General features: G+C 70.8%; 13 protein-coding genes and 1 pseudogene. 7 read left to right on the plus strand and 7 right to left on the minus strand.

All coding sequences use genetic code 11. The features are described 5' to 3' along the window. A pseudogene (locus tag ABZ215_RS40915) lies at nucleotides 1–283 on the minus strand (formyl transferase); the annotation flags it as partial. 203 nt (nucleotides 284–486) lie between these two features. Here ABZ215_RS40915 and ABZ215_RS40920 point away from each other — a divergent pair. Then, complete coding sequence (locus ABZ215_RS40920; protein WP_020417131.1) at nucleotides 487–888, plus strand: nuclear transport factor 2 family protein; 402 nt, start codon at nucleotides 487–489, stop codon at nucleotides 886–888. Between the two features lie 50 nt (nucleotides 889–938). Here ABZ215_RS40920 and ABZ215_RS40925 read toward each other — a convergent pair whose 3' ends face one another. Continuing rightward, the gene (locus ABZ215_RS40925; RefSeq protein ID WP_354956128.1) at nucleotides 939–1799 is read right to left on the minus strand and encodes an NAD(P)-binding domain-containing protein; all 861 of its coding nucleotides are present in this window, start codon (nucleotides 1797–1799) and stop codon (nucleotides 939–941) included. A gap of 288 nt (nucleotides 1800–2087) precedes the next feature. Between ABZ215_RS40925 and ABZ215_RS40930 the strand changes: the two genes are divergently transcribed. The 4 genes from ABZ215_RS40930 (at nucleotide 2088) to ABZ215_RS40945 (ending at nucleotide 5054) form a co-directional block, all read left to right on the plus strand. Beyond that, on the plus strand, nucleotides 2088–2252 hold the full coding sequence (locus ABZ215_RS40930; RefSeq protein ID WP_354956130.1) for a hypothetical protein: 165 nt from the start codon (nucleotides 2088–2090) through the stop codon (nucleotides 2250–2252). Between the two features lie 34 nt (nucleotides 2253–2286). Further along, the gene (locus tag ABZ215_RS40935) at nucleotides 2287–3411 is read left to right on the plus strand and encodes a histidine kinase (RefSeq protein ID WP_354956132.1); all 1125 of its coding nucleotides are present in this window, start codon (nucleotides 2287–2289) and stop codon (nucleotides 3409–3411) included. Next, nucleotides 3408–4058 carry a response regulator transcription factor gene (locus ABZ215_RS40940; protein ID WP_354956134.1) on the plus strand — a complete coding sequence of 217 codons (651 nt, stop codon included), beginning with the start codon at nucleotides 3408–3410 and terminating at the stop codon, nucleotides 4056–4058. The genes ABZ215_RS40935 and ABZ215_RS40940 overlap by 4 nt, the downstream gene beginning before the upstream one ends. A 111-nt stretch (nucleotides 4059–4169) precedes the next feature. Continuing rightward, a complete protein-coding gene (locus ABZ215_RS40945; protein WP_354956136.1) occupies nucleotides 4170–5054 on the plus strand; it encodes an alpha/beta hydrolase in 885 nt (294 codons plus the stop codon). Here the strand turns inward: ABZ215_RS40945 and ABZ215_RS40950 are convergent. From ABZ215_RS40950 to ABZ215_RS40965, 4 genes are all read right to left on the minus strand, one after another. Beyond that, complete coding sequence (locus ABZ215_RS40950) at nucleotides 5051–5821, minus strand: alpha/beta fold hydrolase (RefSeq protein ID WP_354956138.1); 771 nt, start codon at nucleotides 5819–5821, stop codon at nucleotides 5051–5053. The two genes, ABZ215_RS40945 and ABZ215_RS40950, sit on opposite strands and share 4 nt — an antisense overlap. Before the next feature lie 54 nt (nucleotides 5822–5875). Next, nucleotides 5876–6904 carry a hypothetical protein gene (locus ABZ215_RS40955; RefSeq protein WP_354956140.1) on the minus strand — a complete coding sequence of 343 codons (1029 nt, stop codon included), beginning with the start codon at nucleotides 6902–6904 and terminating at the stop codon, nucleotides 5876–5878. After that, complete coding sequence (locus ABZ215_RS40960) at nucleotides 6888–7949, minus strand: aldo/keto reductase (protein WP_354956142.1); 1062 nt, start codon at nucleotides 7947–7949, stop codon at nucleotides 6888–6890. The genes ABZ215_RS40955 and ABZ215_RS40960 overlap by 17 nt, the downstream gene beginning before the upstream one ends. 67 nt (nucleotides 7950–8016) lie before the next feature. Then, nucleotides 8017–8478, minus strand: coding sequence for a VOC family protein (locus ABZ215_RS40965; protein ID WP_354956144.1), 462 nt, complete (start codon nucleotides 8476–8478; stop codon nucleotides 8017–8019). Nucleotides 8479–8593: 115 nt separating this feature from the next. Here ABZ215_RS40965 and ABZ215_RS40970 point away from each other — a divergent pair, with 115 nt between their 5' ends. Further along, on the plus strand, nucleotides 8594–9586 hold the full coding sequence (locus ABZ215_RS40970; RefSeq protein WP_354956146.1) for a WYL domain-containing protein: 993 nt from the start codon (nucleotides 8594–8596) through the stop codon (nucleotides 9584–9586). A gap of 235 nt (nucleotides 9587–9821) precedes the next feature. On the opposite strand, the gene ABZ215_RS40975 is transcribed toward ABZ215_RS40970, so the two are convergent. After that, nucleotides 9822–11039, minus strand: coding sequence for an MFS transporter (locus ABZ215_RS40975; protein WP_354956148.1), 1218 nt, complete (start codon nucleotides 11037–11039; stop codon nucleotides 9822–9824). Between the two features lie 98 nt (nucleotides 11040–11137). Here ABZ215_RS40975 and ABZ215_RS40980 point away from each other — a divergent pair, with 98 nt between their 5' ends. Beyond that, nucleotides 11138–12340, plus strand: coding sequence for a DUF4331 family protein (locus ABZ215_RS40980; RefSeq protein ID WP_354956150.1), 1203 nt, complete (start codon nucleotides 11138–11140; stop codon nucleotides 12338–12340). The last annotated feature ends 76 nt before the right edge of the window (nucleotides 12341–12416 follow it).

Here is a 12416-nt window from a genome sequence, read left to right on the forward strand (position 1 = left end):
GCTCACCGTCCATGATCGCCCAGTCCAGCGACGACGGGCCCCGGTCGCCCGGAGGACCGGGGTGGATGATGATCGTGCGGTGGGCGCGCCACACCGCGTCGGGCACCCGGTGGCGCAGGAACGGGCAGACGATGAGGTCCGGCCCGGCGGCCGCGGCCGCGCCGGGGATGGTGTCCGGGTCGTGCACGACGTGCACCGTGACGTGGTGACCGCGGGCCCGGAGCGTGGTCCACGCTCGCTGGCTCAGGCCGTTGAAGGCCGAGCACAGAAGGAGAATTCGCACCGGGCCTCCGCTCGTCAATCGCCCGACGGTGCCTGCCGGACCCGCGGCGCGGTACGGCCGACCGGGGAAGACGCGTTCGGCTGACCGGCGCAATCCCTGCCGCCAAGATCGCCACCCCGCGTTACTGCATTGGGCGGTGATCTCCGGGCGGCTGCTATGTTGGCACCGTTAGCGTATGGCGTACTCCTACGAAGGTGGATGCGATGGCCATCAGATCCGCGGCGGACCTCGCCGACTTCCTCGTCACCTACACCCGGGACATGGCGTTGTCGGCAGAGGACCCGGGCGCGATCCTCGACCGCTACTTCGCGCCGGACTTCGAGTACTGCAACGACGGGCTGGTCATCGACCGGCAGCGGATGATCGATCACGTGCGGCCGGTGCGCAAGAACGTCGACCGGCCTGCCGGCGGCGACTGGTCCGGAGCCGAGATCCACGACGCGCTCGTCGAAGGCGATCGGATAGCGGCCCGCTGGACGTTGCGCACCAGGCTCCGCAAGGGCAAGACCTTCGCCGCGGAGGTGTACCTGTTCGGCAGGCTCGCTGCGGACGGCCGGATCCAGCGGATCGATCAGGTCACCCGGGATCTGACGGAAGCGGGCTGACTCCGCGGGGGGCGACGGGAATCCGCCGCCCCCGCGGTCCCCGGTCCGCGCTAGCCCAACAGCTCGAACACGCTCGAGAAGCCCTGCCCGCCATGGCCGTCGGCGATCCGGCGCGTCATCAGCTCCTTGGTCTCCCGCATGCGGACGGCTTCCACACCGGCCGACTCGCGGTGGCCGATCAGGTCGTCCATCAACGCGACCTGGACGTCGAGCGGGCCGAGGTCCGGCGGGTACTCGCGGTTCTCGACGGCCTTGGCGATCGAGGTCAGCAGCGGCTGGTAGGCGGTCAGCGAAGCGGCGAAGCGGTCGGCGAACCCGGCCAGGTCGGCGCCTTCGGCCTGCACGAGCTTGAGCGTGTGCAGGAAGCCGAGGAGCAGTTCGTACCCCATGGCGACGTGGGCCAGGAACTCCACGGCCGCCGCCCCGGGGTCCTCGCCGTGGTAGCTGACGGCCCCCAGTTCGCGCAGCGCCTCTTCGTGCTCGCCGAACGCGGTGCCGCTGAACAGGAACCGGGCGTTCTCGGTGCCCACGTACGGCGGGTCGCCCATGATCTTGCCATCGACGTAGCGGGCGCCGTGCTCGTGCGCCCACCGGTCGTTCGCCCTGGCCTGGCCCGGAGATCCGCTTGTGACGTTCACCAGGACCTTGCCCGCGACGGTGTCCTCAATGGACGACAACACGCCGTCCACCGCCGCGCCGTCGAGCAGGCACACCACCACGAGCGGGCTCGCCGCGACGGCTTCCGCCGCAGTCGGGGCCGCGGTGGCTCCGGCCTCGACCAGTGGCGCCGCCTTGCTCGCGGTCCGGTTCCAGATCGTCGTGCGGTACCCGCGCTCCAGGAACACCCTGGCGATCGCCGAGCCCATTTCGCCGAGGCCGAGCACTGTCACCGCATCGGTTTTCGTCGTCATGCCACGACGATGCAACCTCCAGTATGGTCGAGGTCAAGAGATCGCGAAGTGGGTGTGCTCGCGGGGAAATCGCGGTGGAAGGACCTGGTGTGGGCGAGCGGATGCAGATCGGCGAGGTGGCCGAGCGGACCGGACCATCGCGGCCGGCATCGCGGTGCCGACCGTGGGGACAAGGGCGCGCTGCCCTCTTCGCTGCCGGTCCCGGGCGTGCCGGACGATGATCGGCCAGACGATGATCAACGTCCGGGCCGGTGGCGTGCGCACCCCGCGTCGACCTTCCTGGCCGGGGTGTTCCTGATGGTCCTGTGCCTGGTGCTGGAGCCGGTGGTGTCCGACATCGCGATGGCCGCGAACCTCGCGATCGGCGTGGTGGCCGGCTCGATCACCGCGATGGTCGTCTTCGCCCGCCTGGTCGACGTCACCGCCGTCGCCGACTCCGACGGCAGCCACTGAACGACGTCCTCCCCGGGGCCACTACTCTCCTCCCGTGATCGTCGTCCGACGCAGTGCGGATCGGTGGTGGCGCTTCGACGTCACGGTCCGCGACGCGCCGCTCGCGCTGGTGCTGCTCCTGCCGTCGCTGGTTCCCGCGCTGCAGAACAACGGCACGCGGCTCGGCGACGTGCCGGACCGTCCTCTGGACGCGCTGGGCATCGCCGTGGTCGCCGTCGAGTGCCTTCCGCTGATCGTCCGCAGGCGCCTGCCTGCCGCCTGCCTCGCGCTGGTGTCGACGGGGTTCGCGCTCGACCAGTTGCACGGCTACCACACGGTCGCGGGAACCGCGCTGCCCATCGCGCTGATCAGCGCCGGGGCGCACCTGGACCGGTGGCGGTGGACGACCGCGATCGTGGCGTCGGTGGCCTACGTCCCGTTGGCGATCGCCCTGTCCGGTCCCGAGCCGGCCGAAGGCGTGGCCGGGTTCGTGTCGTTCTACCTGGCCCTGGTTCTGCTCTGGGGCATCGGGAGCAGGCTGCGCCAGTCCCGGGCCGCGGAAGCGGAACGCCGTCTGCACGCCGCCGAGACCGCCCGCCTCGCCGAACGCACTCGCATCGCCCGGGAACTGCACGACGTCGTCACCCACCACGTGACGGCGATGGTCGTGCAGACCGAGGCGGCGCGGTACCTGACCGGTGATCGCCTCGACCAGGCGCTGTCCGCCGTCACCGGTTCCGGCCGGCAGGCCATCACCGATCTGCGGCAGCTGCTCGACGTGCTCGACCCCCAGCACGAGCCGCGGAGCGATGTGCGCGCGCTCGTGGAGCAGGCCCGGCAAGCCGGCCAGCCGGTGGAGTACACCGAGGAAGGCGGCCCGCCCACCGGCGCCGCCGGAGCGACGGCCTACCGCGTCGTGCAAGAGGCGTTGACCAACGCGCTCAAGTACGCCCACGGCAGCCGCACCAGCGTCCTGGTGCGGCACGGGAAGCGGGAGATCACGGTCGAGGTCGCCACCGACAGCGCGGGTTCGGTGACCGCGCCGGTCGGTGGCAGCGGGCGGGGACTGGCCGGGCTTGGCGAACGGGTCGGCGGGCTCGGCGGCGAATTCCGGACCGCCCGGCAGGACGACGGCGGGTTCGTGGTGCAGGCCCGGATCCCGGCCGGCAGCGCGTCATGACCCGCGTCCTGGTGTGTGACGACCAGGCGCTGATCCGCGCCGGGTTCACCACGATCATCGACGCCCAGCCCGATCTCGAGGTGGCCGGCGAGTGCGGCGACGGCCGCACCGCCGTCGACCTCGCCGCCCGGCTGCGGCCGGACGTCGTGGTGATGGACGTGCGGATGCCGGTCCTCGACGGCATCGAGGCGACCCGTCTGCTGGCCGGCGCCGGGGTGGCTCAGCCGGTCAAGGTGCTCGTGGTGACCACGTTCAACCTCGACGAATACGTCTATGAGGCGCTGCGCGCGGGCGCCAGCGGGTTCCTCCTGAAAGACGCACCGCCGGCGCAGCTGCTGCACGGCATCCGCACCGTCGCGACGGGAGCCGCTTTGGTTGCTCCGGAGGTGACCCGCCGGCTCATCGGCCGGTTCGCCGCGCGGATCCGCCCGCCGCAGGACGCTGCCGAGGATACCCCGCTGACCCCGCGTGAGCTGGAGGTTCTGCGTCTGATCGCCGACGGCCGGTCCAACAGCGAGATCGCCGCGGCGCTGGTGCTCAGCCAGGAGACCGTGAAGACGTACGTTTCGCGGATTCTCACCAAGCTCGACCTGCGGGACCGTGTGCAGGCCGTGGTCTACGCCTATCGGCACGGGCTGGCGGACTGATCTGTCCCCCGCGCGAGCTACCCGCGAATGTCCACTCCGCGGGGATCTTTCGGACCCCTCCGCACCTCTAGCGTGCGTGGCGCTGATCGAGGATTCCCACTGGAGAACTGAATGTTCCGCAACATCAAGTCAACCGCTGTCGCCGCGCTGCTGTGCGCCCTCGCCGGGCCGGTGCTGGCCGGGTGCGACGAGGCCGCCGAGTCGTCGGACGCCCCGACGTCGGCGGCCGCCGGCCCGGAGCCGATCTCCGGCACGACGAAGATCACCGTCGACGGCCGTTCGGTGAACGTGTCCTGTTCCGGTACCGAAATGGAAGACCGGCCGGTCGTCGTCCTGCTGGCCGGGCTCGGCGATGGTCTGGACAAGCTGGCCGGGTTCCAGCAGACGCTGAGCGCGAAGGGCCGGGTCTGTTCCTACGACCGGCTCGGCGAGGGCGCCAGCGACCAGCCGGGCGGGCCGCAGACGTTCGACAGCGCAGGCCGGATCCTCACCGGGGTGCTGGACCGGGTCGCCGGCGACAGTCCCGTGGTGCTGGCCGGGCACTCGCTCGGCGGGCTGATCGCCGCCCGCTACGCGCCCGCCCACCGCGACCGGGTCGCGGGGCTCGTGCTGATGGACGCCACGCCGTCGACCATCATCGGCGACACCACGGCGGCGATCCCGGAGTCGGCCACCGGCCCGGCGGCCGAGCTGCGCGCGCAGAGCCTGGCGGTCTACGGCGGCGAGAACCCGGAGATGCTGACCATGCAGGATGGGGAGGTGGGCTTCGCGGGGGACATCCCGGTGGAGGTGATCCGGCACGGGCAGCCCTACCTCGCCGCGGTGCCCGAGTACGGCGCCGCGCTGGAGCAGGCGTGGGCCGCGGGGCAGGACAAGTGGCTGAAGCTGTCCAGCGACAGCAACCCGGTCACGGCGGCGAACAGCGGGCACTACATCTACGTCGACCAGCCCGACGTCGCTGTGCAGGCTATTGAGCGTGTCACCGCTGATGCCTAGTCCGCTGCGGTGAGGAAGTCGGTGACGAGGGCGCTGGCTTCGGGGCGGCATTCCTCGAAGTAGGCGTGGCGTGCGCCGGGGAAGAGGTGCAGGCGGGCGCCGGGGATGCGCTGGGCGAGCAGGGTGGCGTTCGTGGCGGGGGTGAGCCGGTCGTCCTCGCCGTGCAGGACGAGTGTCGGGGCGGTGATCTCGGGCAGGGCGTCCCAGGCGTCGTGCTGGTCGCTGGCCCGCAGGTGGTGTTTGCGGGCGTGCGGAGGCATCGACGGGTCGCCGAGCGTGCGGTACGGGCCGGGGTGGGTCGCCCGCCATCCCGGCGTGTACATCAGGTCGGCGAGCGTCTCGCGGGCGTCCGGCCGCAGCAGGGCGCGGCGCACCTCGGCCGACCGCTCGACGGCGTGCGGTCCGCCCGGGGAGGCGCAGCCGAGCACGAGCCGGCGCACCCGGTGCGGGTGGCGGATCGCCAGCCACTGCGCCACCCGGCCGCCCATCGAGGTGCCGTACACGTCGGCCTGCTCGATGCCGAGCCCGTCCAGCACGGCGACCACGTCGTCGGCGAAGAGCGGGGTGGAGTAGGGCACGTCGGGTTTGCCGCTCGCGCCGGTGCCGCGGTAGTCCATCGTGATGGTGGTGCGGGCGAAGTCGGCGCGGGCGGAGTCCCACCAGGTGTGGTCGTTGGCCTGCCCGGCGAGCAACACGAGGGGCGGCCCGCTGCCCCGGCGCTGCACCGCGAGCGGAGTGCCATCCGGCGCGATCACCCGGTCGTCCATACCTCTCCGTTCTCGCTGAGTGGTGCCGCCAGTGGTGACCCTACGCACCGCCCACTAGACGTCGGTGAGGCCGGGTGCGTGGGGTGCCAGGGCGTCGATCAGCCCGCCGAGGAGGTCCTCCTCGAGGGAGATGTTGAGGTCGCGCAGTCCGCCGGCGAGAACCCCGCGTTCGTCGAAGGGGCGGTCGCGGCGCCGGAACCGGACGCCGGGCAGGTGGGGAAGCCCGAACGTCAGGTCGACGGTGACATCCCCGGCGGCCACGTCGCCGTGGATGGTCAACTCGGGATCGACGGCTTGGAACTCCTGCAGGAAGCGCAGACCCCCCAGCGAGTACGTCAGGTACGACGAGAGCTCCACTTGCCTGCGCAAGGCGTGTTCCGGGCCGAGCGGCCGGGGCCAGCACAGGTCGGTGATGTCGAGCGCCGGCATCAGCCGGGGAGTGAGCCGGTCCGGGCGAGCCTGCACCATCCACAGCTGAGTTTCCGGTTCGAAGTTCCAGGGCCGCTTGTCGGCGCGCTGCACGCAGACGAACGCCAGGTCGGCGCCCATGGCGGCCAGTGCACTGACCGACGCGGGCCGCGGGAGATCGAATCGACCCACGCCGGACAGGGTTACCGCGGCGGACCGGAAGAACCCGTCGGTCATCGATTCGATGTGCCAGGTGTGGCCGCCGGGGTCACCGGCGGCCACCGTGCGGGACACCGGCGCGAACAGTCTTCGATGAATCGCTCCCGGGAGGTGCTCCGGCACGTCCGGCTCGATCCGGTGGTCCAGCCGGCCGTCGGCGGTCACCTCGAGCACGACACCTGCACCGTCCGGCAGATCCTGCACCAGCAACCGGTCTTCACCCGGCACGACCCGGCGATTGGGCCAGCCCGGCTCCTCCGGCGCGGCGGCCGACGACGCCCAGGACACGACATCCACCACGCGCCCGTTCGTGCTCATGCTGACCGCGACCGGCTGAAAGCGGTCGACCAGCAGAAAATGCGACCGCAGGCGTGTCACGTACCAGGGGGCGAACGTCCGCCGCCACGGCGGGGTGAAGCGGGACAGTAGAGAGCCAGGTTCAGCGTTCCCGCTCACCAGGAACAGTGTAGGGCTGCCCCGGGGCCGCGGCGCCGCGGCGACGGAGTTGCGGATGCCTGAGGTGCGGCGGCTCGTAGGCCACGTCCACCGGTCCGAGGTCGGTGCCGGGCGGGACGATTTCGTCGATCCGGTCCAGGAGGTCGTCGCCGAGCTGGGTGCCGGCTCCGGCGAGCAGGTCGTCCAGTTGTTCCTCCGTGCGCGGGCCGATGATCGCCGAGGTGACCGCGGAGTGGGCCGTGGTGAACGCCATCGCCATGTGCCGCAACAGGATTCCGGCCTGGCCGGCGATGGGGAGGAGGGCTTCGACGGCGTCGATCTTGCGTTCGTCGGTCATGTGCCTGGGCACCCAGTGCATCCGGCCTGCCGAAACCTCCGCCGTACCGTTCTTGCGGTACCGGCCGGTGAGCAGTCCCATCGACAAGGGGCTCCAGACGAGGACACCCATCTCGTAGCGCCGGCACACCGGCAGGATCTCGTTTTCCACACCGCGGTTGAGGATGGAGTAGTGCAGCTGCTCGGTGCGGAACCGGGCCAGCCCCCGCCGCTGCGCCACCCATTGGGCTTCGACGATCTCCGAGGCCGGCAGGTTGGAGTGGCCGATCGCCCGCACCTTGCCCGCCCGCAGCAGATCGGTCAGCGCGCTCATCGGCTCCTCGATGTCGGTGCCGGGCTCGGGGTGGTGGAGCTGGTAGAGGTCGAGGTGGTCGACGCCGAGCCGGCGCAACGACCCTTCGACGGCCGAGATGATCCAGCGGCGGGAGTTGCCACGCTGGTTCGCGCCGGGGCCCATCGCCCCGTTGCCCTTGGTGGCGAGGACGACGTCGTCGCGACGGCCGCGCAGGGCCTTCCCGACGATCCGCTCGGTTTCGCCGTCGCCGTAGACGTCGGCGGTGTCGATGGTGTTGATGCCGCCGTCGAGCGCGCGGTGGACGATGCGGACGCACGCTTCGGGGTCGGGGTTGCCGTACGGGCCGAACATCATCGTGCCCAGGGTGTAGGTGCTGACCTGGATGCCGGTGCGGCCGAGGGGACGGGTCTGCAAAGAGCTTCTCCTTCAGGTCGCGGGGAACGGCCGGACCGGCCGTCCCCCGCGGCGAGCGGGTGGTGAGTCAGGCGTGCGCGGTCGCGACGTCGATGATCCAGGTGACGCCGAACCGGTCGGTCAGCATGCCGAAGGCGGGCGCCCACTGGGAGGGCCCGAATTCTTCGACGATCGCGGCGCCTTCGGCGAGGCCCTTCCACACGGGCGAGACCTCGTCGACGGTCTCGCCGCGGACGGACAGGAAAAAGCGCTCCGTGGTGAGGGTGGTGCCGTTTTCGCGTCGGGTGGCCGGGGTGGCCGGAACGGCGGGCCCGTCGGTGCCGGGCACGTCGTAGGCCATCACCCGGAAGCCGTTGTCGGCGATGAGCTGGCCGAAGACGACCTTGGTGGCATCGGGCAGCCCGGCGGGCATGCCGAAGTCGCCGTAGGTGACGACGGTGGTCTGTCCACCGAAGACCGACTGATAGAACTCCAGTGCGGCGCGGGCCTGGCCGGTGAAGTTCAGGTGGGCGACAGCGTTGAGCGACATGGCTTTTCCGGTCCTTTGTGAGTGGTTCTCGTCGTCGGGAGTTTCCGGCGACGAGAACCACTGTCTCAGCGGTAGCGGCCAGGGATCGTCCTCTTCTGGTGGCATCATCGAATTCATGCCGACCGCTTCCGCGGCGGCGACCTCGGGTCGCCTCCTTTCGCTGCTGTCCCTGCTGCAGGTCCGCCGGGACTGGCCGGGCGCTCTGCTCGCCGGCCGCCTCGGCGTCAGCGAACGGACCGTGCGCCGCGACGTCGACCGGTTGCGTGAACTCGGTTACCCCGTCAAGGCGATCAAGGGGCCCGAAGGCGGTTACCGGCTCGAAGGCGGTAGTCAGATGCCGCCGTTGCTGTTCGACGAGGAGCAGGCGGTGGCGCTCGCGGTGGCGCTGCGGATCGCCGTCGGGACCGGCGCCGGCATCGAGGAGGCTGCGGCCCGTGCGCTCGCCACCGTGCGCCAGGTGATGCCCGCGCGTCTGCGGCAGCGCGCCGACCTGCTCGAGATCACCCCGGCCGGGAGCCCCACCCAGGTCGGCACGGACGTGCTGCTCGCGCTGAGCTCGGCGATCCGGGCGACCGAGGAGGTGCGGTTCGACTACGCGTCGCCGTCCCGCGTGGCCGAGTCGCGTCCGGTGCGGCGGGTGCAGCCGCACCACCTGGTCGTGCGGAACGGACGGTGGTACCTGGTCGGCTGGGACGCCGCGCGTGCGGACTGGCGGATCTACCGGGCCGACCGGATGGAGTTGCGCGTGCCGAACGGGCCGCGGTTCACCCCGCGGAAGGTTCCCGGCGGTGACGTCGCGACGTTCCTCGCCGCCCGGTTCAAGGGCTCCGCCACCGCCGACGTGTGGCCGTGCCGGGGTGCGGTGATCCTCGACCTGCCCGTCGCCGACGTGGCACCGTTCGCCGGTGACGGCGTCGTCGAGGAGGTCGCGCCGGGACGGACCAGGCTGCTGAGCGGAGCGTGGTCCTGGACCGCGCTCGCGGCCGGGCTGGCGCGGTTCGACGCCGAGATCGAGGTGATCGGCCCACCGCAGCTGCGTGCGGCGTTCTCCGACCTGGCCGCGCGCGCCGCCCGCGCATCCGGCGACCGCGAACGGACACCGGACTGAGCGCGACCGGCTGAAAGCGGTCGACCAGCAGAACGTGTCTCCATCCAGAGCCGCGGGTGTTCTCAGCGGGCACCCGCAACGGCGCGACTCCTTTGGCGGGCGCCGGTGCGGGCGGCGAATGAGCCGGTTCAGGCGCTCCAGTGCTTTCCTGGTCCAGGCGCGGCACCGGGCCGGCGTCACCAGCTCCTCGCGGACGGGGTCCGCCGTGTGCACCTGATCGGGTTGCCGGCGGCGGTCACGACGTCAGTGCTGGAACGCGTTGGAGCTTGCCCTGGCGAGCCTTCCGGATGCCCGCCAGCGAGCCGACCAGGAGCGCGGCGGACAGCACGGCGATGACGGGTGCGATCCAGTCGATGGCAGCGGCGAGTCCCAGCGCCGTCGCCAGCGCGCCCGCGCCCACCGCCACCACGGTCTGAAGGAGATACGCGATCAGGTACACCAGCGAGAACGTTCGTGCGCGGTGCGAGGGTGGCGACTCCTTCGCGGCGAGGCTGATCCCACCGCTGAACGAGAACGAGTACCCGGCGCCGGAGATCACGCACCAGAGAAGGAACTGGACGAAGGAGCCGGTCGCGGCGGTCACGACCATGGGGATCAGGCCGATGAGCGAGACCACGGCACCGATCAGGGTCGCGACCACCGACGGAACACGGCCGATCAGCAACGCCGTCGTCCCGATCACCGCGCTCGACAGCCCGAGGAGCAGCCCCGTGATGAACAGGTCGCCAGTTCCGGCGAGCTGGCGGGCCATTTGCGCACCAAGGGACATGAACACCGCGCCGACGGCATAGGCGACAACCACCCCGAGAGTGGCCGTCGTGACCGCGCCCAGGGTTCCGGGAGCCGCCCGGGGCAGTTCGGGCAGGAACCGGGAGCCCGCGGGCCGGTCGTCCGGTGTGCAGTACACGAGCAGGAAGGAAAGGAGTGCGACGACGGCGAGCACGACGTGGGCGAGCACCAGCGGCCACGGCAGCAGCTGGGCGAGTGCGCCGCCGACCACGAGTGAGAGGGTCAGCCCGCCCGAGGTGGACAGTGTCGTCACCGCTCCAGCAGCGCGTGGGCTGGTGAACACCGTGTTCTCCACGAGCGAGGCGCTGGCGGCGGAGAAGGCGAACCCCACGCCGATTCCCTGCACGGCCCGTCCGGCGAAGAGGACTCCGACGTTCGTCGCGATCGCGAAGAGCCCGGCGCCGAAGCCGATGAGCACAATGCCGATCAGCATCGCCCGGCGACGTCCGATCACATCGGACAGTCCTCCCGCGAAGAGCAGCATGAGGAGCAGGGTGAGGGGATACGTCGCGAACACCGACGTGGTGACCACCGAGGGCAGCCCCCAATCGGCGGCGTAAACCGGGTAGAGCACGCTGGGTGCGCCGCTGGCCCACAGGCAGAGGGCGAGAACGGCAGCCGCGGACCAGAACGTCCCGCGGCGGGAGAACGTCGGCCTGCTCAAATCTGTTCCCCGCCGTGCTCGGCTCCGGGGCACGACTGTGCGTGCACCCACTTCCGATCAGATGACATCAGTGTTTCCTCCTTTGTCGGGTGGTACCGATGATGTCCCTGCCGGCATTCCGTTCGCCTGAGTCGAACGACTCCACCTCGCTTGTCTCGAGTAGACCTTCGTACGCGAATAGGGCCGAATTCACGTGGTGGCGCTGCGGTTCCCCGTCCACACTGACGATCGCGGCCTTCCGGCCGCAGCACTCGACCGAAGGTGAGCAAGCGTTGTCACACCACCTTGATTCGCCCGCCGCCCGCCAGGACGTTCGCCTCGACATCACCGATTTGTACGTTTTCCGCGGAGTTGTCGGTACGGCTTTCGTTCTCAACGTGTCGCACTCGCTGAACGGGCCGGCGATCCCCGGATTCCATCCGGAAGGGATGTACGAGCTGAAGATCGACCTGGACGGCGACGCGGTCGAGGAGATCACCTATCGCTTCACATTCGGGGAGCAGGACGGCACCGGCGGGCAGCACTACACGGTGCGCCGGATCGCGGGAACCGACGCCGCGGACGCGTTCGCGGTCGGCACCCTGGCCGGCGAGGGTGGCACCGGCGAGAGGTTGCCCGGACGCAACGGCGAGTGGATCTGGGCAGGAAAGGCCGGTGACCCGTTCTGGATCGAACCGACCGTGCTGCGCGCTGTCGGCCACGCGGTGCAGTACGGCACGACGATCACGGTCGACGGCTGGGCTTCCCGGACGGCGGTCAACGCCTGTGCCGGTCGCACGGTGTACTCGATCGTGCTCGAGCTGCCGGACGGTGAGCTTCCGGTGTCCCGCCGGATCGGTGTCTGGGCTCTCTCGAGCCTGCGCACGGACGCCGGTGGCTGGCGGTCGATCAACCGCGCCGGTTTGCCCATGATCCATCCCCTTTTCGCCCAGTTCGACGAGCGGCTCGGTGGCGACATGAACACCGGTCGTCCGAGGGACGACCGAGCGATGTACGGCAGTGCCCTCGTCAAGAAGATCACCGGGATCGTGGCGGCACACGGCACGTCGGAAGACCCGGACGGGTACGCGCGGCGGCTGGTGAGCCGCCTCCTGCCGAACGTCCTGCCCTACTTCGTCGGTACGCCCGCTTCCTTCGGATTCGCCGAGTGGAACGGTCGCGCCCTGACCGACAACGCTCCCGACGTGATGTTCTCGATCGCGGCCAACACGCCGGTCGCCCTCGGTATCGGGAAGGAATCGGTCGTCGAGCCTCCGTCGGCCTCGTTCCCGTACGTTCCTGCTGTTCCCGCCGTCGGCTGACCCGCCTCGCGGGGGTGTCCCAACGGGACCGGCCGGCGGGATCGGGCTGTGGAACGGGTTGCGCGGCAGCCGCCGC

This window comes from Amycolatopsis sp. NPDC006131 (assembly GCF_040614175.1).
GTDB classification, from domain to species: domain Bacteria; phylum Actinomycetota; class Actinomycetes; order Mycobacteriales; family Pseudonocardiaceae; genus Amycolatopsis_E; species Amycolatopsis_E tucumanensis.